This is a genomic window from Micromonospora sp. USAFONa4, assembly GCF_057197825.1.
On the sequence record NZ_CM170072.1, the window covers coordinates 5,232,724 to 5,257,699 of the forward strand.

Annotated in this window: 23 protein-coding genes; 9 read left to right on the plus strand and 14 right to left on the minus strand. The window is 75.1% G+C overall.

Translation table 11 applies throughout. The features are described from left to right. Positions 1–4 precede the first annotated feature (4 nt). The 3 genes from AC0OO9_RS23100 to AC0OO9_RS23110 all read left to right on the plus strand — a co-directional run bounded on the left by AC0OO9_RS23100 (position 5) and on the right by AC0OO9_RS23110 (position 4,732). The gene (locus tag AC0OO9_RS23100) at positions 5–2,752 is read left to right on the plus strand and encodes an FtsX-like permease family protein (protein WP_484512295.1); all 2,748 of its coding nucleotides are present in this window, start codon (positions 5–7) and stop codon (positions 2,750–2,752) included. A 2-nt stretch (positions 2,753–2,754) separates the two neighbouring features. After that, complete coding sequence (locus AC0OO9_RS23105; RefSeq protein ID WP_132233109.1) at positions 2,755–3,753, plus strand: ATP-binding cassette domain-containing protein; 999 nt, start codon at positions 2,755–2,757, stop codon at positions 3,751–3,753. Between the two features lie 238 nt (positions 3,754–3,991). Further along, positions 3,992–4,732: an ABC transporter ATP-binding protein gene (locus tag AC0OO9_RS23110; protein ID WP_311413410.1), complete on the plus strand. Its 741-nt coding sequence runs from the start codon at positions 3,992–3,994 to the stop codon at positions 4,730–4,732. A gap of 153 nt (positions 4,733–4,885) precedes the next feature. Here the strand turns inward: AC0OO9_RS23110 and AC0OO9_RS23115 are convergent, their stop codons facing one another. Beyond that, positions 4,886–5,338: a GNAT family N-acetyltransferase gene (locus AC0OO9_RS23115; RefSeq protein WP_484512298.1), complete on the minus strand. Its 453-nt coding sequence runs from the start codon at positions 5,336–5,338 to the stop codon at positions 4,886–4,888. Positions 5,339–5,412: 74 nt separating this feature from the next. Here AC0OO9_RS23115 and AC0OO9_RS23120 point away from each other — a divergent pair, with 74 nt between their 5' ends. Beyond that, entirely contained in the window at positions 5,413–5,925 is a 513-nt protein-coding gene (locus AC0OO9_RS23120; protein ID WP_393165395.1) for a potassium channel family protein, read from the plus strand. On the opposite strand, the gene AC0OO9_RS23125 is transcribed toward AC0OO9_RS23120, so the two are convergent. Beyond that, complete coding sequence (locus AC0OO9_RS23125) at positions 5,852–7,441, minus strand: alpha/beta hydrolase (RefSeq protein ID WP_484512301.1); 1,590 nt, start codon at positions 7,439–7,441, stop codon at positions 5,852–5,854. The two genes, AC0OO9_RS23120 and AC0OO9_RS23125, sit on opposite strands and share 74 nt — an antisense overlap. 33 nt (positions 7,442–7,474) lie before the next feature. Continuing rightward, entirely contained in the window at positions 7,475–8,587 is a 1,113-nt protein-coding gene (locus AC0OO9_RS23130; protein WP_393165391.1) for an ATP-dependent DNA ligase, read from the minus strand. 136 nt (positions 8,588–8,723) lie between these two features. Here AC0OO9_RS23130 and AC0OO9_RS23135 point away from each other — a divergent pair, with 136 nt between their 5' ends. Together AC0OO9_RS23135 and AC0OO9_RS23140 are read left to right on the plus strand one after the other, a co-directional pair. Next, a complete protein-coding gene (locus tag AC0OO9_RS23135) occupies positions 8,724–8,936 on the plus strand; it encodes a hypothetical protein (protein WP_132233121.1) in 213 nt (70 codons plus the stop codon). 156 nt (positions 8,937–9,092) lie between these two features. Continuing rightward, positions 9,093–9,515: an SRPBCC family protein gene (locus AC0OO9_RS23140; protein WP_484512304.1), complete on the plus strand. Its 423-nt coding sequence runs from the start codon at positions 9,093–9,095 to the stop codon at positions 9,513–9,515. Here AC0OO9_RS23140 and AC0OO9_RS23145 read toward each other — a convergent pair. Then, positions 9,490–9,978, minus strand: a complete 489-nt coding sequence (locus tag AC0OO9_RS23145) for a GNAT family N-acetyltransferase (RefSeq protein ID WP_484518017.1) — start codon at positions 9,976–9,978, stop codon at positions 9,490–9,492. The two genes, AC0OO9_RS23140 and AC0OO9_RS23145, sit on opposite strands and share 26 nt — an antisense overlap. 88 nt (positions 9,979–10,066) lie before the next feature. Between AC0OO9_RS23145 and AC0OO9_RS23150 the strand changes: the two genes are divergently transcribed. Next, the gene (locus AC0OO9_RS23150; protein WP_484512306.1) at positions 10,067–10,570 is read left to right on the plus strand and encodes a DUF1990 domain-containing protein; all 504 of its coding nucleotides are present in this window, start codon (positions 10,067–10,069) and stop codon (positions 10,568–10,570) included. A 50-nt stretch (positions 10,571–10,620) separates the two neighbouring features. Here AC0OO9_RS23150 and AC0OO9_RS23155 read toward each other — a convergent pair whose 3' ends face one another. The 10 genes from AC0OO9_RS23155 to AC0OO9_RS23200 all read right to left on the minus strand — a co-directional run bounded on the left by AC0OO9_RS23155 (position 10,621) and on the right by AC0OO9_RS23200 (position 22,359). Continuing rightward, positions 10,621–11,541, minus strand: a complete 921-nt coding sequence (locus AC0OO9_RS23155; protein ID WP_484512308.1) for a DNA-3-methyladenine glycosylase family protein — start codon at positions 11,539–11,541, stop codon at positions 10,621–10,623. A gap of 125 nt (positions 11,542–11,666) precedes the next feature. After that, on the minus strand, positions 11,667–12,302 hold the full coding sequence (locus AC0OO9_RS23160) for a COG4315 family predicted lipoprotein (RefSeq protein WP_484512310.1): 636 nt from the start codon (positions 12,300–12,302) through the stop codon (positions 11,667–11,669). 219 nt (positions 12,303–12,521) lie between these two features. Beyond that, complete coding sequence (locus AC0OO9_RS23165; RefSeq protein ID WP_421457937.1) at positions 12,522–13,301, minus strand: anti-sigma factor family protein; 780 nt, start codon at positions 13,299–13,301, stop codon at positions 12,522–12,524. Continuing rightward, complete coding sequence (locus tag AC0OO9_RS23170; protein ID WP_484512312.1) at positions 13,298–13,993, minus strand: sigma-70 family RNA polymerase sigma factor; 696 nt, start codon at positions 13,991–13,993, stop codon at positions 13,298–13,300. The genes AC0OO9_RS23165 and AC0OO9_RS23170 overlap by 4 nt, the downstream gene beginning before the upstream one ends. 108 nt (positions 13,994–14,101) lie before the next feature. Next, entirely contained in the window at positions 14,102–14,959 is an 858-nt protein-coding gene (locus AC0OO9_RS23175) for a spermidine synthase (RefSeq protein WP_484512314.1), read from the minus strand. Next, positions 14,959–15,921: a hypothetical protein gene (locus tag AC0OO9_RS23180; protein ID WP_484512316.1), complete on the minus strand. Its 963-nt coding sequence runs from the start codon at positions 15,919–15,921 to the stop codon at positions 14,959–14,961. The genes AC0OO9_RS23175 and AC0OO9_RS23180 overlap by 1 nt, the downstream gene beginning before the upstream one ends. 37 nt (positions 15,922–15,958) lie before the next feature. Beyond that, positions 15,959–18,433, minus strand: coding sequence for an AAA family ATPase (locus AC0OO9_RS23185; protein WP_484512318.1), 2,475 nt, complete (start codon positions 18,431–18,433; stop codon positions 15,959–15,961). After that, positions 18,433–19,581, minus strand: coding sequence for an exonuclease SbcCD subunit D (locus tag AC0OO9_RS23190; protein WP_484512320.1), 1,149 nt, complete (start codon positions 19,579–19,581; stop codon positions 18,433–18,435). The genes AC0OO9_RS23185 and AC0OO9_RS23190 overlap by 1 nt, the downstream gene beginning before the upstream one ends. Before the next feature lie 132 nt (positions 19,582–19,713). Beyond that, entirely contained in the window at positions 19,714–21,468 is a 1,755-nt protein-coding gene (locus AC0OO9_RS23195; RefSeq protein ID WP_327030916.1) for an ATP-binding protein, read from the minus strand. A 138-nt stretch (positions 21,469–21,606) separates the two neighbouring features. Further along, positions 21,607–22,359 (minus strand): pyrimidine reductase family protein, encoded by a 753-nt coding sequence (locus AC0OO9_RS23200; protein ID WP_484512322.1) that lies wholly within the window; start codon positions 22,357–22,359, stop codon positions 21,607–21,609. A gap of 150 nt (positions 22,360–22,509) precedes the next feature. Here AC0OO9_RS23200 and AC0OO9_RS23205 point away from each other — a divergent pair, with 150 nt between their 5' ends. After that, complete coding sequence (locus AC0OO9_RS23205) at positions 22,510–23,055, plus strand: plasmid pRiA4b ORF-3 family protein (protein WP_484512324.1); 546 nt, start codon at positions 22,510–22,512, stop codon at positions 23,053–23,055. A gap of 550 nt (positions 23,056–23,605) precedes the next feature. Next, positions 23,606–24,898 carry an ABC transporter substrate-binding protein gene (locus AC0OO9_RS23210; protein WP_132233151.1) on the plus strand — a complete coding sequence of 431 codons (1,293 nt, stop codon included), beginning with the start codon at positions 23,606–23,608 and terminating at the stop codon, positions 24,896–24,898. Positions 24,899–24,976: the final 78 nt, after the last annotated feature.

Below are 24,976 nucleotides of genomic sequence, written 5' to 3' on the forward strand. Positions count from 1 at the left end.
CCGGGTGGAGCGTAGGGACGAGAAGGAGCGGAGACGGGGCGTGGTGAGCATCGGGGCGGTGGCCCGCCGGATTCGGGCGTACGGCGGGCAGTTCCTGCTCCTCGCGGCGTTGACGCTGGTCGCCACGCTGGTCATCAGCGGCGTGCCCAGGATCGTCAACGCGCACGCCGAGCAGGGCCTGCGGGCGCACCTGGGCACCGTGCCGGCGCAGCAGCGCGACGTGACGTACTCGACCGGTCCGCTCGTCCCGACGAACGAGGGCGGCTCCCCGGTGGGCACCCGCCAGGGCGACCTGGCGACGCTGGAGGCCGGGATGCCGCCGGTCGTACGCCGGATGGTCGAGCGGCGGTGGTTCACCGCGGAGACCAGGCCCAGCCGGGTGGTCGGTCCGGACCTGGCGGCGAAGAACCTCCTGGTCGACCTCGGCCTGCGGGCCGTGTCCGGGACGGCGGAGGCCGGCACGCTGGTCGACGGGCGCTGGCCGGCCGACGCGCCGGAGGGCGGGCCGGTGCAGGTGGCGCTGGCCGCCGACGTGGCCCGCCAGCTGAACCTGCGGGTCGGCAGCCGGCTCACCCTCGCCGCGCCGGGACCCGTCTCGCCCGCTGCCCCGCCCCGCGCCACGGTCGACGTGGTCGGTCTCTTCGCGCCCCGCGACGACACCGACGGGTTCTGGGACGGACTGCCGCCGTTGCTGCGGGTCGGCGAGCCGCCCGGCGACGGTGATCCCTTCATCGCCGTGGGGGTCGTCGACGCCGCCGCGTTGAACCGTCAGGCCGTCGCCGGCTGGCCGCTGGCGTTCAGTTGGCGCTACCGGATGGGCGCCGACGGGATCGACGCACGCGAGCTGGACCAGGTGATCGACGGACTCCAGCAGCTGACCCGGGAGGCGGAAGGCCGCAACGTCGTGCAGGGGCTGGACATCCCGCTGGGGGAGTTCGCGGCCGAGGTGGACAGCGCCCGGACGGTGCTCGGGATCATCGCCGCGGGCGTACTGGCCACCCTGGCCGGCCTCGTCGTGCTGGCCGCCGGGCTGCTGGTGCGCCGCCGCCGGTCGGAGTTCACCCTGTTGCGGGCCCGGGGCGGGGCGGCCACCACGAGCGCGGGCCGCAGCCTGACCGAGGCGCTGCTGGTGGTGCCGCCCGCCGGCGCGCTCGGCTGGCTGGTCGGTGGCCTCGCCCCGGGGGCGCCGGGTGGGACCCTGTGGTTCGCCGTCGCCGCGACCGTCCTGGTGGCCCTCGCGCTGCCGGTGGCCACCCTCGCCGCGTCCAGGGGCGGTGCCGGTCGGCGCGATCTGATCCGGTCGCGCCCCTCCGCGCGTCGCCTCACGGTGGAGGCGGGGCTGCTGGTCCTCGCGGGTCTCGCCGTCGTACTGCTGCGCCGCCGCGGCCTCACCCCCGGCGAGGTCGACCCGCTGCTGGTCTCCGTGCCGGTGCTGCTGGCCGTCGCCGCGGCGGTGGTCGCGATGCGGTTGTACCCGTGGCCGCTGCGGCTGGTCAGCCGGCTCGCGGCCCGGGCCCGGGGCAGCGTCGCCTTCCTGGGCACCGCCCGGGCCGGCCGGTCCGTCGTCGCCGTACCACTGGTGGTCGTCGTGCTGGCCATCGCCACCGCGGCGTTCTGCGCGGTGACGGCCGCCGGGATCGAGGCGAGCCGGGACCGGGCCGCCAGCCGGGTGGTCCCCGCCGACGCCCTGATCCTGGGGGACCGGATCGCCCCGGACACGGGCGCCGAGCTGGAGCGGCTGCCGGGGGTCCGCGCCGCGAGTCCGGTGCTGTACGAGACGGGCCAACGCCTGGCGAAGGACGCCGCCGGCACCGAGACCCGGCTCGGCGGGGTGACCGTACTCATGGTCGACGGGCCGGCCCTGGCCCGGATCGTCCGCGAGTCCGGCGTCGACGTGACCGTGCCGGCGGCCCTGCTCGCCCCCGCCGGGGGAGGCGGCCCGCTGCCCGCGGTGGTCTCCCCGGCGGTCGCCGCCGAGCTGGCCGACGCTGGCCTCGACGGCTCCGCCTTCGTCAACGCCCAGGGCCAGCGGTACGAGTTCCGGGTCGCCGGGCAGGCGGAGAGCTTCCCGCTGCTGCGCGCGGAGAGCAGCCGGTTCGTCGTCCTGCCCTGGCAGTCCCTGCCCCGGCGGGACTACGCCGCCGTGCCGACCGGCTTCCTGGTGGCCGGCGACGACCTGGACGGCGAGGCGCTGCGCCGGGCCGGCGACGCGGGGCAGTCCCGCTTCCAGACCGGCGGGGCCGTCACCGGCCGGGAGCGCCCGCGCGGCGTGGAGTTGCTGACCTTCGCGGACACCCGCCGGCAGGTGGGTGAGGGCGGCGCCAACGGGGTGCTCGCCTTCGGCTTCACGGCCGGCGCCGCCGGTGGGACGGCACTCGGCCTGCTCGCGATCGCCTTCACGGTGCTCGCCGGTGCCCGCGAGCGCGGCCAGGTGCTCTCCCGGCTGCGCACCCTCGGCCTGTCCCGACGCCAGTGGCGCGGGCTGCTGCTGGTGGAGCTGGTCCCGCTGGTGGGCGTCTCGGTGGTGACCGGTGCGCTGGTCGGCACGCTCCTGCCGCTGTTGCTCACCCCGGTGCTCGGCCTGTCCGCCTTCACCGACGGGGTCGAGGTCCGGGTGGCGTTCGAGCCCGGCCTGGCGGCCGCGGTCGTCGCGCTCGGTGCGCTCGCCCTCGGCTTCGCGGTCGCCGTCGAGGCCCTGAACAACCGCCGGATGCGCCTCGGTGAGGTGCTCCGGCTCGGAGAGGAGAACTGACAATGACCGCTACCGCGGAGACCACCGCCGTGCCGGACCTGGCCGCCCTGCAACAGCGCGCCGCCCAGCGTGCGGCCGAACGGGCCGGCGGCCGGGACCGGTTGCGCGGGCACATCGTCTGCGACGGGCTGGTCCGGATCTTCAAGACCGAGGGGGTGGAGGTCGTCGCGTTGCAGGGGCTCGACCTGGTCATCGACCGGGGCGAGCTGGTGGCGATCGTGGGCGCCTCCGGGTCCGGCAAGTCGACGCTGCTGAACATCCTCTCCGGGCTGGACACGCCCACCGCCGGCATCGCCCGGGTGGGCGACTACGACCTGCTCAACCTCTCCACCCGGCGGCGACTGAGCTACCGGCGGAGCATGGTCGGCTTCGTCTGGCAGCAGACCGGCCGCAACCTGCTGCCGTACCTGACCGCGCTGGAGAACGTCGAGCTGCCGATGCGGCTCGCCGGGCGGCGCGGCGGCCGGCGCGCCCACCGCGAGCGGGCCCGGGAGCTGCTCGACCTGGTCGGCGTCGGTCACTGCGCCGACCGGCGGCCCGGGCAGCTCAGCGGCGGCGAACAGCAGCGCTGCGCGGTGGCGGTGGCGGTGGCCAACGACCCCGAGGTGCTCTTCGCCGACGAGCCGACCGGTGAGCTGGACGAGGCGACCGGGGCCGACGTCTTCGGGGCGCTGCGCACCATCAACGCCGAGCTGGGCGTCACCATCGTGGTGGTCACCCACGACCACGCCGTGGCCACCCAGGTCCGCCGGACCGTCGCGATCCGCGACGGCCGGACCGCCTCCGAGGTACGCCGGACCGCGCGGATCGGCGCCGACGGCAGCACCGAACTGGTCAGCGAGGAGTACGCCGTGCTCGACCGCAGCGGCCGGATGCAGCTGCCGGCGCAGTTCGTGGACGCGTTGTCGCTGCGCGACCGGGTGCGGCTCAACCTGGAGCCGGACCACGTGGAGGTGCGCCCGGGCGACCGGCCACAGGACGAGCGGGAGACGCCACGGTGAGCGGGCGGGGCATGGTCGCGGACAGCGGTCGGGGAGCCTGCGCGGCCAGCGGGCGTGGCATCGCCACGGTGAGCGGGCGGGAAGCCGGCGCGGTGGGCGGTCGAGGCATTGCCGCGGACCCCGGTCGGGAGGCCGTCGCGGTGGGCGGGCGGAAGGCCGTCGGCGTGGGCGGACGGGGCATCAGTCGGTACCGCGTGGTCGATCCGGTCGACCGCGCCGAGCACAGCGGGGCGGGATCATGAGCGAGCACGACGTGACGTCGGACGGACGGTCGGCCGGGGCGGTGGCGGGCGCCACGGTCACCGACGAGGTGGTCCGGGTGGAGGGGGTCAGCCGCACGTTCGGCCGCGGCGAGCACGCGGTGCACGCCGTACGGGACGTGTCGTTCTCGGCCGGGCGGGGCGAGCTGGTGGCCGTGCGCGGTCGCTCCGGGGCGGGCAAGACGACCCTGCTGAACCTGGTGGGCGGGCTGGACCGGCCCGACTCGGGCCGGGTGGTGGTCGCCGGGCACGACGTCACCGGCGCCGGTGAGAAGGAGCTGCTGGAGCTGCGTCGCGGCACGGTCGGCTTCGTGTTCCAGACCTTCGGGCTGGTGCCGATCCTGTCCGCGGCCGAGAACGTCGGCGTACCGCTGCGGTTGGCGCGGGTCCCGGCGGCCGAGCGGGAGGAGCGGGTGGCGGTGCTGCTGGAGCTGGTGGGCCTCGGCGGGCACGCGGGCCAGCGCCCGTACGAGCTCTCGGGCGGGCAGCAGCAGCGGGTGGCGGTGGCACGTGCCCTGGCCAACGAGCCGGACCTGCTGATCGCCGACGAGCCCACCGGCCAACTCGACTCCGAGACCGGTCGGTCGATCATGGACCTGCTCCGGGCGGTCGTGCACGCCCGGGGCATGACCGCGCTGGTCGCCACCCACGATCCGGCCCTGATCGACCTCGCCGACCGCGTCCTCACCCTTCGCGACGGCCACCTCCTCCCCACCTGACCCCCGCCCCCTCCCGCCCGCCGCCCCGCTCGCGTCGCGCCCGCTCGCGTGGATCATGCAGTCGTGGTGGGAGTTATTCACCACTTTGCACTTTTTGCGGGGAGCCACAACTGCATGATCGTCGGGGCGTCGGGGCGTCGGGGCGTCGGGGCGTCAGAGGGGGAGTTTCATGCCCTCGTGGGTGGGGAGGAAGCCCAGGTTGACGTAGAAGCGGTGGGCGTCCTGGCGGGTCTTGTCGGTGGTGAGCTGGACCAGGGCGCAGCCACGCTGCTTCGCCTGGTCGACCGCCCAGGTGATCATCTGCCGGCCGAGGCCCCGCCCGCGTAGGTCGGAGCGGACCCGGACCGCCTCGATCAGCTGACGCTCCGCGCCGTGCCGGCCCAGGCCGGGGATGTACGTGAGCTGCATGCAGCCGAGCAGCTCCCCGTCCGCGTCGGCCACGATGAGCTGGTTGCGCGGGTCGGCGTCGATGTCGGCGAACGCCTTCTCGTACGCGGCGTCGACCTCCGTGAAGTCGCGGGTCCTGCCGAGCACGTCGTCGGCGAGCAGGGCGACCACGGCTGGCAGGTCGGCGTGGACGGCCTCGCGGAAGATCACGTCACTCATGCCGCCCAGCGTGGCACAGCGAGCGGGACGGATGGGCGGGCGGCGCTTGCCCGGGCCGGGCAACATGACTGTCCATGGACGCCCTGCTGCTGCCGTTCCGGCTGATCTACCGGGGGCTGGTCTGGTTCGCCAACTCGCCCCGTACGTTGATCATCTCGTACCTGTTGATGATCGTGGTGGCCGGCGTGATCTACGGCCACGTGGAGAACCGCAGCCCGGCGGACGCCGTCTGGTGGGCGGTGGTGACCGCGTCCACCGTCGGCTACGGCGACATCTCGCCGGTGAGCTGGCAGGGCCGCACCCTCGCCGCGCTGCTCATCTCCACCATGGTGCTGCTGGTCATCCCGTTGATCACGGCGCACTTCGCCAGCCAGCTCATCGTCGACGACGACGCCTTCGAGCACGAGGAGCAGGAGCAGCTCAAGGCCGACGTGCGCCGGATGCGGGCGCTGCTGGAGGAGATGGCCGCCCGGCAGGGGATCGACCTGCCCGACCTGCCGCCGGAGCGGCCGGTCAGCGGGCCGGGCAGCGCAGCCCCTCCCTGGGCACGGTCAGGTCGATCAGGTAGGCGTCGACCGCCTCGGTGACGCAGGAGGTCTGCGGGTACGCGGTGTGCCCCTCGCCCTCCCAGGTGAGCACCCGGCCCACGCCCAGCATCGCGGCCAGCGCCGGGGTCTGCTCGTAGGGCGTGGCGGGGTCGCCGGTGGTGCCCACCACCAGGATCGGCGGCGCCCCGTCGGCCCGGCCCGTCGGGTACGGGTCGCGACCGCCGGGCCACTCGGCGCAGGAGAGCAGGCCGACGGCCAGGGCCGGCCCGAACAGCGGGTACTTCGCCCGCCACTGCGACTGGAGCTGCCGGATCCGCTCCCGGCTCGGCTTCTCCTCCTCGTCGGCGCAGTTGACCGCCAGGTTGGCGTCGAACATGTTCGAGTAGTGCCCGTCGGCGTCCCGGTCGGCGTACGCGTCGGCGAGGCGGAACACGTCGCCCGGGTCGCCGCCCTCCAGCTTGTCGATGGCGACGGCCAGCTCCTGCCACCCCGACTCGGTGTAGAGCGACGAGATGATCGCGTAGAAGACCCAGCCCGCGGTGGCCTCCCGGCCGTCGTCACCGCGTACCGGGGACACCCGCGCCTTGTCGATCGCCGAGGTGACCGCGGCCCGGGCGTCCGGGGCGATCGGGCAGCGCCCGGCGTTGGCCGCGCACCACGTGGTGAAGTTGCCGAAGGCCCGCTCGAAGCCCTTGGCCTGGCCCTCGGAGCCGGCGATGAGGCCCTGTCGCGGGTCGACCGCGCCGTCGAGGACCAGCGCCCGCACCCGCTGCGGGTAGAGCTGGGCGTAGGTGGCCCCGAGCAGGGTGCCGTAGGAGTAGCCGAGGTAGGTCAGCTTGTCGTCGCCGACGGCGGCGCGGACCGCGTCCATGTCCCGGGCGGCCTGCTCGGTGCCGTAGAGCGGCAGCTGGTCGCCGTAGCGGTCGCCGCAGCCGCGCCCGATCTTCCGACTGAGCGCGACGAAGCCGTCGAACGACTCCTGGCTCTCCGGGTCGGGGTCATAGCCGAAGCTGGCGTCCAGCTCGGCGTCGGGGATGCACTTGACCGGGCTGGAACGGGACACCCCGCGCGGGTCGAAGCCGACGATGTCGAACCGGTCGGTGATCGAGGCGGGCAGGCCGCCGAAGCCCGGGCCGAAGGAGAGATAGACGGCGGTGTCCACGCCGGAGCCGCCGGGCCCGCCCGGGTTGATCACCAGCGAGCCGATCCGGTCGCGCTGCTTCGTCGACCGGGCCCGCAGCAGCGCGATCTCGAAGGTCTGCCCGGCGCCCGGCCCGGCGGTCGCCCCGCCACCCGCGCCCGTGCCCCAGTCGCGCGGCACCTTGATCCGCGCGCACTCGTAGCGCATGCCCGGCGCGCCGCGCCCGACCAGCTCCTCGGCCACCTCCGGGCAGGCCCGCCAGGTGGGCGCCGTGCCGAGGGCGGCGGCCTCGCCGCCGGCCTCCGTCCGGGGCGCGATCGCCGGAAGGGTGCAGCCGGCGGCGACCAGCGCGGCGGCGGCCAGCCCGGCGAGGGTGAGCCGGAACCGGCGGATCCGGTCGGGGGTGCGGGTCACGAGCGAGCCTCCGTGATCGGGTCGACGGCCAGGCTACGCCGGACCGGCGGCGGACCCCACGGTCACCGTGGGATCGCCGCGCAGCACCTGGTCCACATCGAACCGTACGGGCCGGTCGAGCTGGTCGTAGCGGCAGGATTGCGGTTCCCGGTCGGGCCGCCAGCGGACGAACCGGGCGGTGTGCCGGAACCGGTCGCCCTCCATGGCGTCGTAGCCGACCTCGACCACCAGCTCGGGGCGCAGCGGCTCCCACTCGAGGTTGCGGGCGCCCGTCCAGCGGCTCACCCCGCCGGGGAGGCGCTGGCCGCGTTCGTGGTCGCCGTGCACCCACGGGTGGTCGGCGCCGACGTCACGGTAGGGCTCCAGCTCCTCCAGCAGCTCCGCGCGGCGGGCCATCGTGAACGACGCGCTCACCCCGACGTGGTGCAGGACCCCGTCGTCGTCGTGGAGGCCGAGCAGGAGCGAGCCGACCACCGGGCCGGACTTGTGCCAGCGGAAGCCGGCCACCACCACGTCGGCCGTGCGGGCGTGCTTGACCTTGAACATGAGCCGCTTGCCCGGCTCGTAGGGCAGGTCGGCCGGCTTGGCGATCAGGCCGTCCAGGCCGGCGCCCTCGAAGACGTCGAACCAGCGGTGGGCGGTGTCGACGTCGGTGGTGACCTGCGTGACGTGCACCGGCGGCCGGACCCCGGCCAGCGCCGACTCCAGCCGGGCCCGGCGCCGCGGATAGGGCTCGTCGAGCAGCGTCTCGTCGTCGAGGGCGAGCAGGTCGAAGGCGACGAAGTCGGCCGGCGTCGTCTCGGCCAGCATCCTCACCCGGGACGCGGCCGGGTGGACGCGCTGGGCCAGCAGCTCGAAGTCCAGCCGGGGCTGCCCGCCCGGCCCGTCGCGCCGGATCACGATCAGCTCGCCGTCGACCGCGCACCGCTCGGGCAGTTGGCGGCGGGCCTGCTCGACCACCTCGGGGAAGTAGCGCGTCATCGACTTGCCGCCCCGGCTGGACAGCTCCACCTCGTCGCCGTCGCGGAACACGATGCACCGGAAGCCGTCCCACTTCGGCTCGTAGGTCATCCCCGGCGCGGTGGGGACCCGCGGGACGCTCTTGGCCAGCATCGGCTCGACCGGCGGACTGATCGGCAGCTTCACGGCGACCAGTCAACCAGACCGCACCGACAGTCGTGAGGCAGATCACGTCCGGGCGGCGGGTGGCGTGTCCGGCCGCGCGCCGCTCGTACCGCACCGGGCGAATCACAAAAGCGCAGGTCAGAGCTACCTTCGCGGGGTGTCGGAGTGGGTTTGCGGGTGCTGCGGGCGGTGGCGGGTGAGCGTCGAGCTGATCCGGGGCCGCTACCGGTACCGGCTGGTGCGCCGCTATCCCCGCCAGTTCGGCGGGGGCAAGGACGTGCTCGGCGAGGCCGGCTCGGTGGCGGAGCTGGAGGAACTGCTGCGCCGGCGTACCCCCCTGGGGCTGGCCGACCTGCGCGAGGCCGCCTGAGCCGGCGCCGGCCGAGCCCGGCGGACGCCGCCGACCCGGCACCTCCGCGCGCCAGCGGACACGGACCGGCCGGCGGGCGCCTCGTCACGATCCCGCACCCGGCGTCGTCGAGACTGGCAGCGGCGCCGCCGGGCGTCGACACGGGGAGGGGACGCGATGCGGTTCGAGGCCGGTACGGAGGTGGCCGCCGGGGCGGGACGGGTCTGGGCGGTGCTGGTCGACGTCGAGCGGTGGCCGGAATGGACGCCCTCGGTGCGTCGGGCGCTGCGGGGGGAGTCGGGACCGCTCGCGGTGGGCGCCACCGCCCGGCTCGCCCAGCCGAAGCTGCGACCGGCGGTGTGGCGGGTCACCGAGCTGACCGAGGGCCGGTCGTTCTCCTGGGTCTCGGGCAGCCCGGGGGTGCGCACGCTCGGCGGGCACCGGGTGCTGCCGCTGCCCGACGGGCGCAGCCGCGTCGAGCTGACCCTCACGCAGTCCGGGCCGCTCGCCGGGCCCGTCGGCTGGCTCTACGGCGACCTGATGCGCCGCTACCTGTGGATGGAGGCCGACGGGCTCAGGCGCCGCTGCGAGCGGGACTGACCGCCTTCTCCAGCTGGGCGAGCCGGATGCCGTTCGCGTCCGTGGAGTGCCCCACCACCCGGTAGCCGTGCCGGTGGTAGAACCGCAGGTTCTGCTCGGTGTCCGCGCCCGTGAAGAGCGCGAAGCGGCGCACCCGGACGGCGCAGGCCGTCTCCACCGCGCGCAACAGCCGCCCACCGACGCCCCGGCCGTGCTGGTCCGGGGCCACGGAGAGCCGGCCGATGTGCGCGGTGTCGCCGTCGACGTGCGCCCGCACGGAGCCGACCAGCCGGTCGCCGAGCCGGGCGGTGAGCACCGTCGCCGGGCCCGCCAGCGCGGCCCGCACCTCCTCGAGGGTCTCGGTCAGCGGGGGCAGGAACGGGTCGGCGTAGCGCTGCGCCTCGGTGACGTACGCGGCGCGCTGCACGGTGAGGATCTCGCCGGCGTCCGTGAGGTCGGCGGGGGCGATGCGCGGCTCGATGATCACTCCGACAGCCAACCACAGGCCGTCGGGCGGGCCGCCCGCGCCGCCCGTACGCTGGCGGTGTCCCGTCGAGCCGTGGGGGTGCGCCGTGCCGGCACTGACCTATCCGCACGTCGGCGCCACCGAGACCGGCGAGCTGCCGGCCGGCTGGCGGCACGTGCGGCACCGGGTCCGGCTGCCCGACTCCTGCTTCCCGGCGGCCGGGGACGCCGTGCTCGGCTGGCGCCTGCACCGGGCGGCTGGCATCCGGATCGACGCCGCCGCCGAGCGCGCCGCGCCCGGGGTCCGGGTGGTCTCCGGGCTGGGCGTCGGTCCGCTGCGGCTGGCGGCGCCCTGCGAGGTGGTCTGGGCCGTCGACGACGGGCGGCGGGCCGGCTTCGGGTACGGCACGCTGCCCGGGCACCCGGTGCGCGGCGAGGAGGCGTTCGTGGTCAGCCGCGACGCCGCCGGCCGCGTCTGGTTCGAGGTGGTCGCGTTCAGCCGCCCGGACCGCTGGGTCATGCGCGCGGCGGGGCCGGCCGGTCGGGCCTTCCAGCGGGCGTACGCCTGGTGGCTCGGCCGCACCCTGCGCCGCCTCTGCGCCCGACCCTGACCCGCACCGTCGTCACCCGTCGGCGTGCGGCATCCGCCGCCGCGACCCGGTCAGAACCGGACGAAGGAGCGGATCGGCATCCGCGGACCGTACTTCGGCGCCTGGACGCCACCGGCCGCCAGCAGCACGCAGACCCGCCCCCGATGCCCCCGGAACGGCTCCAGCAGGGCCAGCATCCGGGCGTCGTCGCCGCGCGGCTCGCCCGCGAGGGCCCAGGCCACCGTGTTCGGCACGTGGAAGTCGCCGACGCTGACGGCGTCCGGGTCCCCGTACGCGATGCGCACCACCTCGGCGGCGGTCCACGGGCCGATGCCGGCGACGGCGGTGAGCCGGCGGGTGGCCTCGGCGGAGTCCGCGCAGCGCTCCAGCCGGTCGGCGACGGCCGCCACGCGGCGCAGCGTCTCGGCCCGGCGCTGCTCCACGCCGAACGGGTGGAACACCCAGTACGGGGTGGCGGCCACCGCCGCCGGCTCGGGCGGCAGCAGCAGCGGCTGCATCGGCCCGGGTGCCGCCTCGGCGAAGTGCCGCACCGTCGCCGCGTACGCCCGGTAGGCCTCCTTGCCGGTCACCTTCTGCTCGAAGACCGCCCGCAGCAGTTGGCGGAAGACCTGCCCGGTGGCGGGCATGCGCAGCCCCCGGTGCTGGGCCGCGAGCCGCGCCACCACGGGGTGGGCGGCGGCGAGCGCCCCGAACCCGCTCACGTCGTCGCGGAGCCCGGCGATCGCGTCGGCCCACTGCACCACCCGGTCGGCCCCCGGGCCGTAGCCCTCGGCGAGCAGGGCGCCGCCGGCCGGCCGCAGGGCGAGGGTGGCCGGACCGTCCGGGGTGCGGGCGGCCCACCAGAAGGTGCCGGCCGCGACGCGCGCACAGGGGTCGTACGGGCTGAAGGTCAGCGCCCGGACCGACGCGGCCAGCCGGTACCCGGCGGGCGGGCGCAGCTCCCGACGCGCGGTGGGTTCGGTCCCGGTCACCCGCACATGCTGTCACGTCCCCGCCCCGTGACCGGCGACACCGCCGGGCGCACGCCGGCCCCATGCCGTCGCCGGTCCCGGGGCGGCGACCGGCCGCGCCGGGACCGCCCACCGGGTACGCGACGTCAGTACGAGTAGTTCGAGTCGCCCTGCCCGGCCTTGTCGTCGGACGGCGGGGCGACCGGCTTCGGGGTGCCCGGCGGCAGGCAGCTGAGGTTCTTCCTGCCGTCCGGCGCGACCACGAACCAGGTGCCCCCGACGCCCTGGCCCTTCCACTGGCCGGGCTTCTTGTCCCCGACGTAGCGGTAGAGCGGCCAGCCGCCGAGGGTGATCTGCCGGGTGCCGTCCTGGCGGGTGACGGTGCCGACCTTGTCGTCGGAGACGCCGTTGAGTTCCGGGTCGCCGTCGGTCAGCGCCGGTGGCCACAACCGGGCGCACTTGTCGACGCAGTTCGACGAGAGCGGGTCGTTGGTGTCCTTGTCGAAGCGGTAGAGGATCCACCCGTCCTGGTCGGTGACCACGCTGCCCATCCGGGCGACCTTCCGGCCGTTGAGCTCCTCGGTCAGGTCCGCGTCGGCGGGCGACGCGTCGGCGGCCGGGGACGGCGGGACCGAGGGCTCGGCCGCCGCGGTGGGTTCGGCGGCGGTCACGGCGACCGGGTTGGCCGCGCCCGGGTTCGCCCCCTCGTAACCGGCGGGAGCGCAGGCCGTCAACGCGACCATCGCGCTCGCCACGATGACGGTTCGCTTCATCTGTGCCACGTGCCCTCCTCGTTGATGCGGTTCACCGGTCAATACGGATCGAGCCTTGTCAAGGTTGAATGCGAAAGCGTGGCCGATGTCACGGGAATTCGTTGAACCGAACGGGCCGGAAATCCGTTTCCCGCGACGAGGGCGGTTTCCGCCAACAGCATTCGTGAAACGGCACGCGGAATCGACGCCGGTCGTGAGAGCCGACCGGCGCCGATTCCGCGACGGGTGCTACATCTGCACCGTGACCAGCGGGCTCGCCACCCCGCCGGCGTCCACCGACTGCACCTGGAACTGCTTGATGTCGTCGAGCCGCGTCGACGTCGACGCCGACAGGCTCAGCTTTTCGGGGCGCGCGTTGGTGCCGTACCCGGTGCCCGGCACCGACCAGGTGGAGACCACCTCGGTGCTGTTGTTCCTCCGCACCACGACGAGTCGGCACGTCCGGGGCCCGGGCAGCTTGGCGAGGATGAAGTCCACGCCCGTGCCGAAGTCCTTCGACACGACGAAGAAGGTCGCCTCGACGCCGGTGGTCGGGTCGACGACGTTGACCGGGTCGCCCTCCGGCAGCGTCCCGCCGATGTCCGGATCGTTCGGATCGCTGGAACGGCTGACCGTCGGCGGGGCGACCTGCGCGGTGGCGGTCGGCTCGGCCACCACCTCGGGGGCACTGTCACCGGCGATGCGGGCGAAGCCGAGCCCGGTCGCCCCACCGAGGACCAGCACCGCCGCCGCCGTGGCGAGCAGCTGCCGGAACCGGTTGCGCCGCCGGTGGGCGCGGACCGCGACCAACGTACGGTCCAGCAGGGCCGGGTCGGTGCGGGTCTGCTCCAGCGCGGCCATCGTCTCGCCGTCGATGTCGGAGAGCAGGCCCACGACCGGCACCATCGTCTCCAGCTCGGCGGCGCACGCCCAGCAGGTGGCGAGGTGCTCCTCGAACCGTTCCGTGTCGCGCTCGTCCAGCACGCCGAGCGCGTACGCCGCGACGTCCATGTGGTCCGCCCGGCTCATTCCGTCACCCCCCGTTCCTGCAGAGCCGTGCGCAGCGCGCGCAGCGCGTAGTAGACCCGCGACTTGGCGGTGCCGAGCGGAAGGCCCAGCTCCTCGGCCGCCTCCGGCACCGTCCGACCCCGGAAGTACGTGGCCACCAGGATCTCCCGGTGCGACTGGCTCAGCGTACGCAGCGCGTCCGCCACCGTCATCGTGCGCAGCACGCGGTCGGTGCTGTCCGCCTCGGCGAACGCCGTCAGGTCCCGGTCGTACGTCTCGGCGGGCCGGGCCTGCTCGCTGCGGTGCTCGTCGATGGCGATCCGCCGGGCCACCGTGACCAGCCACGGCCGCAGCGAGCCCTGCCCCTGCACGCCCAGCCGGTGCGCGTTGCGCCACGCCCGCAGCAGCGTCTCCTGGACGATGTCCTCCGCCCGCTGCCGGTCGCCGCTGGTGAGCCGCATGACGAACGCCAGCAGCGGCCCGGCGTGCTCGGCGTAGAGCAGCCGGATCAGGCGATCCGAGTGACCCGCCTCGGTGGACGGTGCCGCCTGGTGGCGCCCCGGGGCGGATTTCGGCGTCACCGGCCCATTCTGGCGAGGCGCCTGGCGGGCGTCGACCCCGCGTGCCGCCGCGTCCGGCCGGGACTGCGACCGCGCGGACATCCAGTCCGGTCGCGCCCTGTCGCCGTGCCAACCGGCCGCCACCGCGTGCATGCAGACCTCCGGGTGTCCGATGACATCGGCCGCCTCCCACGGGCACGGCCGCCCGTTGGTACGCAGAGCCCACGCGAACGGATCAACGGCACCCGGAAAAGATTCCGCTCAGCGGCGCACGGAGAAGATCCCGGGCGGCGGCGGGGTCGAGTCGGTGGCGTCGGCATCGTGGACGACCGGCGCCCCGCCCGCGAAGCGGTCGAGTTCCCCGCCGGCCAGCACCCGGCCGGGGAACCAGTCCCCGGCGGCGCGCCGGGTCAGCTCCGGCACCGGCGGCTCGACCCGGCCGGCCACCAGCACCAGATTGCCGTAGCGCCGCCCGCGCAGCACCGCCGCGTCGCCGACGAGGCAGGCCCGGGGCAGCACCGACCGGAGGGTGGCGACCTGCGCCCGGGCGTGGCGCAGCGGCGGGCCGTCGGCGACGTTCGCCAGGTGGAAGCCGGTGGGCCGCAGCACCCGGGCCACCTCGGCGGCGTACTCCACCGAGGTCAGATGGGCCGGGGTGCGGGCGCCGGCGAAGACGTCGGCCACCACGACGTCGTAGCTGGCGTCCCGGCTGGCGGCGAGCACCGCGCGGGCGTCGGCCACCCGCACCTTGAGCCGGGGATCCGGCTGCCACGGCAGGGCCTGGCGGACCAGCTCCACCAGCGCGCCGTCCACCTCGACCACCCGCTGGGTGGAGCCGGGCCGGGTGGCCGACACGTAGCGGGGCAGGGTCAGCGCGCCGCCGCCGAGGTGCAGCACCCGCAGCGGCGCGCCGGCCGGCGCCACCAGGTCGATCGCGGCGGCGAGCCGCCGGACGTACTCGAACTCCAGGTGCGTGGGGTCGGCCAGGTCCACGTGGGACTGCGGGGCACCGTCCAGCAGCAGGGTCCACGATCCCGGCCGGTCCGGATCGGGCACCAGCTCGGCCTGGCCGGTGTCCACCCGCGCGGCCACGGTGTCGGCCGCCCGCTTGCGTCCCATCAGCGCCGTCCCCGGGCGGCGGCGGTGAGCACCCGGTGCAGCAGCCGGGCGTCGCCGAGCAGCGCCCGCAGCCGGCGCTCCAGGCCGGCGATCGGGATCAGGTTCTGCGGCGCCCGCGGGTCCTTGTAGGGAGTGGAGGCGAAGCGGGGCAGCGTGACCAGCGACAGGTCGGCCAGCCCCACCGCCTCGTCGATGTCCAGCTCGGCGGAGCACTCCATCCGGACGATGCCCGCCCACGGCGCGCCGACGGCCACCGGCAGCCGCAGATACCACGACCAGCCGCCCCAGGCGGTGCCGAGCTTGAACACCGGGGAGCGCTCGCCGGCCGCCAGGCCGGTGACCACGGCGGTCAGCCGGGCGTCCAGGTACTGGCTGTGCTGGGTCTTGATGTAGCCGACCGTGCGCGGCAGCTGCCGCCGGTTGCGCAGCGGGCCGTCGACCACGAGCAGGTCGCCGTCGGTGCGGGCCGCCCCCGAGACCTCCACCTCGAGCGCGGTCAGCGGCCCCTGTACGGCGGCCGGGAGCTTGTTCAGCTCGCCCGTGCCGCTGACCCGGTGCACCGGGTAGCGGACGCTGCCGGCCACCACGTCCACCGCCGAGGGACTGGCCGTGAACAGCCCTCGGCCCACCCGCGCGCCGGCCAGCTGCGCCGCGCCGCGCTCCAGGTCGCAGCGGACCACCCCGGCGGCGTACGACGCGGCCAGGCCCGGGAAGGACGCCCCGTCGTCCTCCGCAGTCCACACGCTCGCGTCGATCCGGCGCACCCCGTCGACGAGCAGCACCACGTCGGGGGCCCGCACGCCGGGACGCGGCCCGATCGCCCGCCAGTCCACCGCCGGCAGCTCGGCGTCCGCGTCGACCTGGGCGCTGCTCGGCGCCGCGGGACCGCCGCCGCCCGCCGCCTCGAACGAGGCGCCGTACGCCGGATCCCACGCGTCGACGAAGAACCGGGGATCGGTCACCGCAACGGACCTCCCGTCGCGCGTGCCGGGGCCCCGCTCACCGGCCGGTCCGCTCGACGCGCGCCGACCGGGCGTCCTTGCTGACCTCGAAGCGGACCGGGATGCGTTCGGCCAGGGCCGGCACGTGGGTGACCACCCCGACCATCCGGTCGCCCCGGGCGGCCAGGTTCTCCAGTGTGGCGGCCACCGTGTCGAGGGTGGCCACGTCGAGCGTGCCGAAGCCCTCGTCCAGCACGATCGACTCCAGGCTCGCCGCCGTCGTGGACAGTCCGGCGAGCTGCTCCGACAACGCCAGCGCCAGCGCCAGCGACGCCTGGAAGGTCTCGCCGCCCGACAGGGTGCGCACGCCCCGGCGCAGCCCCGCGTCGTGGTGGTCGACCACGAAGAACTCGCCCTTGTCGTGCACCAGGTCGTACTGCCCGCCGGAAAGCTCCCGCAGGATGCCCGAGGCGCCGTCGACAAGCAGGTCCAACGCCTCGGCAAGCAGCCACCGCTCGAAGTTGTTGGCCCGCAGGTGCCCCGCGAGGGCCCGCGCCACCTGCGCCTCGCGCTCGTAGCCGGCCCGCTGCTCGCGCAGGTCACCCGCCTGCTCCCGGCGCCGCTCCAGCTCGCGCAGGTCGGCCTCGGCCCGTTCCAGGGCGCGGTCGGTGGCGCGTAGCGGATCGTCGGTGGGCGGCAGCCCGGCGGCGGCGAGGAAACCCGCGATGCGCTCGCCGACGCCGGTGGCCACCGCCTCGGCCTGCGTCACCGCCGCGGCCCGCCCGGCCCGCTCCGCGCGGCGGCGCGCCGACTCCTCGCCGGCCCATCCGGTCAGGGCGGCCCACGTGGCGCCCAGGTCCTCCCGGTCCGCCGTCGGCGGCCCGAACCGGGCCAGCCCGTCGCGGGTCGCGTCGAACGCCCGCCAGGTCGCCCGCAGCCGCTCCTCGGCGGCGTCCACCGCCGCCCGGGCCCGCCGGGCGGCGTCCCGGCCGCCCCGCACCGCCGCCGCCGACTCCTCCAGCGCCCGGCGCAGCCGCGCGTGGTCGTCCAGCTCGCGGCGCAGCACCGCCGGCTCGGCCGCCCCGGCCAGTTGGTCGTCCAGCTCGGCCAGCCGGGCCTGCACCTGGTCCTGGCGGGCCCGCGCGCGCAGCAGCACCCGCTCCAGCTCCCGGGCCGCGCCATCGCGCTCCTGCACCACGGACTGGGCGGCCTTGCTGGCGGCCCGCGCCGCCCGTCCCGCCGCCGTCGCGGCGGCCACCGCCGAGTCGGCCGGCACCGCCGGTACCGACGCGACGGTCTGCTCGCAGACCGGGCAGGCGGCCCCGGCGCGCAGGTGCGCGCGCAGCGCCACCGCCTGGTCGGTCGCCTTCGCCTCCTCGTGGGCGCGGAAGGCCGCCTCCAGCTCCGCCTCGGCCCGCTCGGCCGCCGCCCGCGCCTCGGCCAGCGCCGCCACCGCCGCGCCGTGCTCGGCCTGCGCCCCGGTCACCGCCGCGCGGACCGCCTCCGCCTCGCCGGCCAGCTTCTCCCGATCGGTGTACGCCCGCAGCAACAGCCGCAGCGCGCTCTCGTCGCCGGCGGCGGCCAGCTCGCCGCGCAGCTTCTCCTCCCGCTCCTCGGCCAGCGACACGGCCGTCGCCGCCTCGTCCGCGCCGGCCCGCGCCGCCGCGACCGCCCGGGCCACCTCCGCCACCCCGGCCGGCGCGCGCACGGCGGCCAGCACCGCCAGGTCGGCGTCGAGGGCCGCCAGGGCCGCGCCCGCCTCCCGCGCCGTCGCCCGGGCGGCCTCCAGCTCCGGTACGGCGCCCGCCACCGCCCCGGCCAGCTCCCGCATCCGGTCGACCTGCCCGGTCGCCGCCTCCAGCGCGGCGTCGTCGACGCCGGTGAGCCCGGCGAGAGCCTGGTCGACCGCCTCCAGCTTCGCCTCGGCCTGCGCGGCCCGCGCGGTCGCCCGCTTCTGCACGTCCTCGTAGACCCCGAGGCCGAGCAGGTTGACCAGGATCTGCTGCCGGGTGGCCGGCTTGGCGTGCAGGAAGTCCGCGAACTGCCCCTGCGGCAGCACCACGCAGCTGGTGAACTGCTCGTACGGCAGCCCGACCGCCTCCAGCACCGCCTGCTCCATCTCGGCGGGGGTGCCGGCCACCACCTCGCCGAGGTCGTCGGGGCTCAGCCCGGTGTCGAGCTTGGTCACGTCGAAACCGGCCGGCATCAGCTGCAACCCGGCGTTGGCCGTCTTGACGTTGCCCCGGCCGTCCCGGCGGACCACCCGGGTCGCCACGTAGCGGGAACCGGCGGACTCGAAGACCAGCCGCACCCGCGCCTCGGTGGCCGACGGCGCCAGGGCGTTGCCCAGGCCCCGGGTCCCGCCCCAGCGGGGCACCGTGCCGTAGAGGGCGAAGCAGATGGCGTCCAACACCGTCGACTTGCCGGAGCCGGTCGGCCCCACCAGCGCGAAGAAGTCGGCGTCGGTGAAGTCGATCGTGGTCTCGTCGCGGAAGACGGTGAAGCCCGCCATGTCCAGCCGCATCGGCCGCATCAGTGCTCGACCTCCTCGAAGAGCTCGTCGAAGAGCTCCCGCACCCCGTCGTCGGTGTGCCCCCTGCTGTCGAGGTAGTCGGCGAAGAGCTGCCGGGGCGAGCGGCCCGCCCGCTGCGCCACCCGCGTGCCGCTGCCCGGGGCGGGCACCAGCTCCGGATCGATCCGGATCTCCAGGGCCTGCGGGAGCAGCTCCTGCACCTCCTCGCGCAGCCCGGCGCGCGGCTGCTCCCGGACGTACACGCGCAGCCAGGCGTCCGGCACGTCCATCTCGGCGAGCTGGGCCAGGGTGCCCCGGACCGTCCGCAGCGTGGTGGCGGCGGTCACCGGCACCTCGCGGACCTGCGCCGCCGTGGTCGCCGTGACCTCGACGACGGTCACCGACGGCACGTTCTCCTGCTCGCCGAAGTCGACCGCCAGCGGGCTGCCGCTGTAGCGGATCGGGCAGGGGCCCTGCACCCGCTGCGAGCGGTGCAGGTGGCCCAGCGCCACGTAGTGCGCCGTCCCCGGGAACACGGTCGCCGGCACCGCGTAGCCCAGCACGGTGTGCGCGTCGCGCTCCCCGCCGCCCGTGGTCGCGCCCACCACGGTCAGGTGGGCGGTGACCAGGTGCACCCGGTCCGGCTCGGTGAAGCTCTCGGTCAGCCGGCCCAGCACCCGGCCCAGGTGGTCGGCGTACGTCTGGGTGGTCTCGGCGGCGGTCAGCTCGTACATCTCCACGGCGCGGATGGCGTAGCGCTGGGAGAGGAACGGCAGCGCGGCCAGGCGCCAGCGCTCCCCGCCGGCGGTCGTGCCGTCGATGACGTGCTCGTCGGGGTTGTCCCGGACGCCGCCGCGCAGGGTGATCCCGGCGGCCTCGGCCCAGGGCCGCAGCGCGTCGAGGGCCTGGCCGTTGTCGTGGTTGCCGCCGATGGCGACCACGTCGGCGCCGGTGCGGCGCAGCGCGGTCAGGGCCCGGGTGACCAGCCGGGTGGCCTCTGGCGTCGGGGCGGCGGTGTCGTAGAGGTCACCGGCGACGATGACCAGGTCGGGCGACTCGGCGCGGGCGACGTCGATCACGCCGGCCAGGACCCGCTTGTGCTCCTCGGCCCGCGACTGCCCCTTGAGGACCTTGCCGACGTGCCAGTCGGAGGTGTGCAGGATCTTCACGGTGCCGACCTTTCGTTCGCGACTGCGGGGCTCACTCGCTGCGCTCGCTCACTCCTCGCGCTCACCGGTGCCAGCCTTTCGTTCGCGACTGCGGGGCTCGCAAGCTCACTCCTCGCGCTCACCGGTCACTCCCTAGAAGGGGATGTCGTCGTCGCTGGTGCCGCCACCGGAGCCGACGACGGCGAACGGGTCGACGGACTGGGTGATCGACCGGAGCGTCTCGGACGGGGCGCGGCCGGCCTCGGAGACCCGGGTGGCCCAGGCCGGGAACGGGAACTCCAGGCAGAGCGGCACCGGGATGTCGGGCTGGTTGACGAACATCGTGCCCGGCTTGGCCAGCAGCGCGCGCTGGCGCTGGGCGGGCGGCAGGAAGCCGTACTCCGGGCGGGACGCCTCGGCCGGGTCGAGCCGGCCCACCACCCGGATCGCCGAGTTGGTGACGATCCGCCGCTCCACCTCGCTCGCCGTCTGCTGGGCGCCGACCAGGATCACCCCGAGCGAGCGGCCCCGCTCGGCGATGTCGAGCAGCACCTCCTTGATGGGGGAGGAGCCCTCGCGGGGGGCGTACTTGTTGAGCTCGTCGAGCACCACGAAGAGCAGCGGCTTGGCGGTGCCGGCCTTCTCCTTGCGCTCGAACTCGCTCTTGAGCGTCACGCCGACCACGAATCGCTGCGCGCGGTCCGGGAGGTTGTGCAGGTCCACCACGGTGACCTGGGCGCTCTCCGCGGTGTTGATCGAGTGCGGGCGGCGGGTGGCCAGGTCGCCCCGGATCAGCCGGGACAGGTCCTTCTTGCTGCCGATCAACCGCCGGGCGAACGCGTTGACCGTGCCCAGGCCGACGGCGCTGCCGGCCCAGTCGGAGCGGGTCTCGTCGTCGTTGAGCTGCTCGACGACGTGGTCGACCAGGTCGGCGTACGAGCCGAGCCGCACCCCGTCGATGCTGATGCCGCCGTCGGCGGGCTGCGCGTGCCGGGCCAGGTGGGCGGTGACCGAGTGCACCACCATCGTGTACTGCTGGCGTTCGTCGTCGGCGTCGGCGAACACGTAGGGCAGCAGGCGGTCGGCGCAGAACTCGCTCAGGGTCCAGTAGAAGCTGTCCACCCCGGTGAGGCGGCTGCTCACGTCGGGCGTGCCGGAGGAGTCGCCCACCCGGGGCGGGGCGTAGACCCGCACGTCCGGGAACGCCCCGGCGGCCAGGCCGAGCTTCGCGTACGCGGCGCGGGTGGGGTCGTCCAGCCGGGTGTTGGGATGGTCGAGGAAGAGCAGGTCCTCGCCCTTGACGTTGAAGATGAGCGCCTTGGCGTTGACGGCGTCGCCGCCCAGCACCCCCGAGCGGAAGACCGAGTAGAGCAGGAAGGTGGCGAAGCTCGTCTTCGTGGCGACCCCGGAGATGCCGGAGATCGACACGTGCGCGCCCCGGCTGCCGTCGAGGAAGTCGGCGTTGAGGTAGACCGGCACCCCGTCGCGGCCCATGCCCATCGGGATGCGCCGCTCCATCCGGTCGAAGTGCAGCGCACGGGCCCGGGCGTCACCCTCGGCGCGGTGCACCACCGCACCGGGCGACGGCGGCACGTAGAGCTCCGGGTCGACGCGGGTCGTGGTGATCTCGGCGGCCTCCTGCACCTGCGCGGGCAGCGTGCCGTCGGCGATGGCGAAGACGTCGGAGTCGAACTGGGCGCCCTCGTGCCGGGCGCGGACCTGGGTGACCACCCCGGCGATCGTCACCGGCTCGCGGTCCGGCAGCTCCCGCCGGGTCACCACGACGTCGTCGAGCTGGAGGTAGCTGTCGGGGGAGACCGCGGTCCAGAACTGCAGGGGGGTGGCGTCGGCAGTGCCCAGCACCCGGCCGACCACCTCGCCCGGGCCGTCGAACCCGTCGTCAGTCATCGGGCAACTCCGGTCGGCTGGTCGTCGCGGTCGGGGCACACGCCCTGCATCCTGCCCGAGGAGTACGACAGGTTGCCACGCGACGCGGCGGACGCCACCCCGCCATCGGCGCCCGTCAACCGCAGGGTGCCCGCCCGGTCACGGTCGGTCGCGGGCGTAGCGGAGCATGAGCACCCCGTCGGCGGCGGCGAGCACGTGCCGCAGCGGCAGGTGGCGTACGTCGCTGGGGTCGCCGGCGGTGATCCGCCCCGGGCCCGCCCCGGCCAGCAGCGGGGCGACGGTGAGGCAGACCTCGTCCACGAGGTCGGCGGCGGTGAGCGCGCCGAACAGCTGCGGGCCGCCCTCGCAGAGCACCTGGTCGAGGCCGCGGCGGCGCAGCTCGGCCAGGCCCGCCGCGAGGTCGACCCGGTCGTCGCCGCAGCGCACCACGTCGGCGACCCCGGTCAGGCCGGGCGGCGCCACGGCGTCGGCCCGGGTGAGCACCACGGGCCGCACCGGCGCGTCGGCGAACGCGGCCTGCGCCGGGTCGAGGTCGAGCGAGCCGGAGACGACGACCAGCGTCGGATACTCGGCGAGCCCGTGCTCACGGCGCCACGCCCGGCGCCGCTCGTTGAGGCGTACCGCCCGGTAGCCCTCGTGCCGCAGCGTGCCGGCGGCCACGAGCAGGGCGTCGCAGAGCATGCGCAGCAGCCCGAAGACGCGCTTGTCCGCCTCGCTCGAGAGCCCGGCGGAGTAGCCGTCGACGGAGACGCCGCCGTCCACGCTGGTCACGAAGTTCATCCGCAGGTGGGGGTGCTCTGAACGCCCGTAGAGCGCGGTGAGCGCGGCGTCGTCCAGCGATCGCGCCGACGCCTGCGGCCAGAGCGCCGAAATCGGGATTCCGACGTTCATTCGCCGGCCGGACCGGTGACCGGAGGGGTAGGTCGGGGGGTACGGTGCTGGCAGTCGCACCAGTTCCGCCCCGGACAGTCGTCGTGCCGCCTGGCCCGGCACGCTCGGCAGATCATGCCCGCAGCCTATGCCGAGGAAGGATGGGACAGCATGCCGCGTCAGATCTTCCAGCTGAAGATTTCCCTGGCCGGGGTCCGGCCGCCCGTCTGGCGCAGGGTGCTCGTCCCGGGCGGCTACACCCTCGACCGGCTGCACCGGGTGGTGCAGCACGCCATGGGCTGGCGGGACTGCCACCTGCACTCGTTCGAGATCGAGGGCCGCCAGTACGGCGAGCCCGATCCGGACGGCGAGCTGGCCCTGCGCGACGAGTTGGACGTCCGCCTCGACGCGGTGCTCGGCAAGGGCAGCCGCTTCCACTACACGTACGACTTCGGCGACTGGTGGGAGCACGACCTGGTGGTGGAGGACGCCTTCGCGGCCGATCCGGACGGGCGGTACCCGTCCTGCCTGGACGGCGAGCGGGCGTGCCCGCCCGAGGACGTCGGCGGCCCGGCCGGCTACCACGCGCTGCTGGCCGCGCTGGCGGATCCGGCTCACCCCGGGCACCGGGAGGCGCGGGACCGGGTGGGCGACCGGTTCGACCCGGTCGCCTTCGACGCGGGCCGGGCCGGCACCCTGCTGCGCCGCTTCTGCTGAGCCCCTGCGCCGCCCTCGCCGCGCAACCCCGCCGCTCCCGCTGCCCTGCCGCTGCCGCTGAAACGCCGCTGCCGCTGAACCGCTGCGCCGTCTTCGCCGCGCGGCCCCGCTACCGCCGCGCCGCCTTTGCCGCGCGTCCCGTCGCCGCTGAACCGCTTCGGCTGCGGCGCGTGCCGGCCGCCTCGGCCGCGGCGCGTTCCGGCCGCACGCAGGGTGCGCGACGGGCCGCTCAGCGTGTCCGCCCCCGCGCGCGGGCGTGCTGAACCGCTTCAACGGGGCGGGTGCGCAGGTGGCGCCGCCCGGCGAGTCGGCCCGCGACGTGCGGCAGTCGGGGCGTACGCACACGCGGTAACGATCTGGGAACGCTCCCATAGGCCTATTGACACCTCCGACACCCGCCGGCAATCTCATGGGAGCGCTCCCGCGAACGTGGCACGACTCACCCGCGCCCCGCTCCGGACGTCGACCGCCGGCCCCGACCGGTGTCGACTGCGCGCACGGCACCCCCCACCACACCCAGTCAGCCTCACCACCGAAAGAGGGGTCTCCGATGAGCCTCACCACGCGGCGCACCCGCATGGCGGCTGCCGCCCTGGCCGCGATAACCGCCATCGGCGGTCTCGCGGCCTGCGGCAAGGACGACGACGCACCAGCGGCCGGCGAGAAGCCCGCCAAGCTGGTCGTCGACACGTTCGGCGAGTTCGGTTACGACGAGATCATCAAGCAGTACGAGAAGGACACCGGCATCAAGGTCGAGCTGCGCAAGACCGCCCAGCTCGGCGAGTACCGGCCGAAGATCGTCCGGGCGCTGGCCACCGGCAAGGGCGCGGCCGACGTGGTCGCCCTGGAAGAGGGCATCCTCAACGAGTTCAAGGCCAACCCGGCCAACTGGGCCGACCTCGCTCCGCTGGTCGCCGACCACAGCAAGGACTACCTGCCCTGGAAGTGGGAGCTGGGCAAGGCGCCGGACGGCCGGCTGATCGGCCTGCCGACCGACGTCGGCAGCCTCGCCGTCTGCTACCGCCGCGACCTCTTCCAGGCGGCCAAGCTGCCGACCGAGCGGGACCAGGTCGCGGCCCTCTGGCCGGACTGGAACGCCTTCATCGAGACCGGCAAGAAGTACCGCACCGCCACCGGCAAGGGCCTGCTCGACTCGGTCACCACCGCCGCCAGCGCGGTGATGTTCCAGCAGGGTGGCGACCTGTTCTACGACAAGGACGACAACGTCATCGCGGACAAGAGCGCGGCGGTGAAGACCTCCTGGGACACCGCGGTCGCGATGGCCGACGCCAACATCACCGCCGAGACGGCCACCTGGTCGCCGGAGTGGTCGGCCGGCTTCAAGCAGGGCACCTTCGCGGCGACCTTCTGCCCGTCGTGGATGCTCGGCATCGTGGCGGACAACTCCGGCCCCGAGAACAAGGGCAAGTGGGACGTCGCCCCGGTGCCCGGCGGCGCCGGCAACTGGGGTGGCTCCTGGCTCGGCGTGCCGACCCAGAGCAAGTACCCGAAGGAGGCGGCGAAGCTCGCCGAGTACCTGACCAACGCGCAGAGCCAGGTGGCGGCGTTCAAGCTCAAGGGCCCGCTGCCGACCAACCTCGAGGCGCTGAAGAACCAGGAGTTCCTCGGCTACACCAACGAGTACTTCAACAACGCGCCGACCGGCAAGATCTTCGGTGACAGCGTCGCCAAGATCCAGCCGCTGCACCTCGGCCCGAAGCACCAGGCGGTGAAGGAGAACGCGTTCGAGCCGGCGCTGCGCTCGTACGAGCAGGGGCAGGCCACGAAGGACAAGGCCTGGGAGCAGTTCGCGAAGGACGCCAAGACGCAGGGCGCCTTCTGACCCACCTCGTCGCCAGGTGGCGTCCGGGTCGACACCCGGGCGCCACCGGCGCCGTCCCGCTTCCCTCCCGGACGCCAC

Excerpts from the sequence above, each read along its gene's own strand:
- AC0OO9_RS23105 (WP_132233109.1), top strand. The coding sequence starts at position 2,755 with ATGACCGCTACCGCGGAGACCACCGCCGTGCCGGACCTGGCCGCCCTG.
- AC0OO9_RS23165 (WP_421457937.1), bottom strand. The coding sequence starts at position 13,301 with ATGAGCCGGGCGGACCACATGGACGTCGCGGCGTACGCGCTCGGCGTG.
- AC0OO9_RS23120 (WP_393165395.1), top strand. The coding sequence starts at position 5,413 with ATGGACGCCCTGCTGCTGCCGTTCCGGCTGATCTACCGGGGGCTGGTC.
- AC0OO9_RS23175 (WP_484512314.1), bottom strand. The coding sequence starts at position 14,959 with ATGGGACGCAAGCGGGCGGCCGACACCGTGGCCGCGCGGGTGGACACC.
- AC0OO9_RS23185 (WP_484512318.1), bottom strand. The coding sequence starts at position 18,433 with ATGCGGCCGATGCGGCTGGACATGGCGGGCTTCACCGTCTTCCGCGAC.
- AC0OO9_RS23195 (WP_327030916.1), bottom strand. The coding sequence starts at position 21,468 with ATGACTGACGACGGGTTCGACGGCCCGGGCGAGGTGGTCGGCCGGGTG.
- AC0OO9_RS23200 (WP_484512322.1), bottom strand. The coding sequence starts at position 22,359 with ATGAACGTCGGAATCCCGATTTCGGCGCTCTGGCCGCAGGCGTCGGCG.
- AC0OO9_RS23140 (WP_484512304.1), top strand. The coding sequence starts at position 9,093 with ATGCGGTTCGAGGCCGGTACGGAGGTGGCCGCCGGGGCGGGACGGGTC.
- AC0OO9_RS23205 (WP_484512324.1), top strand. The coding sequence starts at position 22,510 with ATGCCGCGTCAGATCTTCCAGCTGAAGATTTCCCTGGCCGGGGTCCGG.
- AC0OO9_RS23210 (WP_132233151.1), top strand. The coding sequence starts at position 23,606 with ATGAGCCTCACCACGCGGCGCACCCGCATGGCGGCTGCCGCCCTGGCC.
- AC0OO9_RS23110 (WP_311413410.1), top strand. The coding sequence starts at position 3,992 with ATGAGCGAGCACGACGTGACGTCGGACGGACGGTCGGCCGGGGCGGTG.
- AC0OO9_RS23170 (WP_484512312.1), bottom strand. The coding sequence starts at position 13,993 with ATGCACGCGGTGGCGGCCGGTTGGCACGGCGACAGGGCGCGACCGGAC.
- AC0OO9_RS23115 (WP_484512298.1), bottom strand. The coding sequence starts at position 5,338 with ATGAGTGACGTGATCTTCCGCGAGGCCGTCCACGCCGACCTGCCAGCC.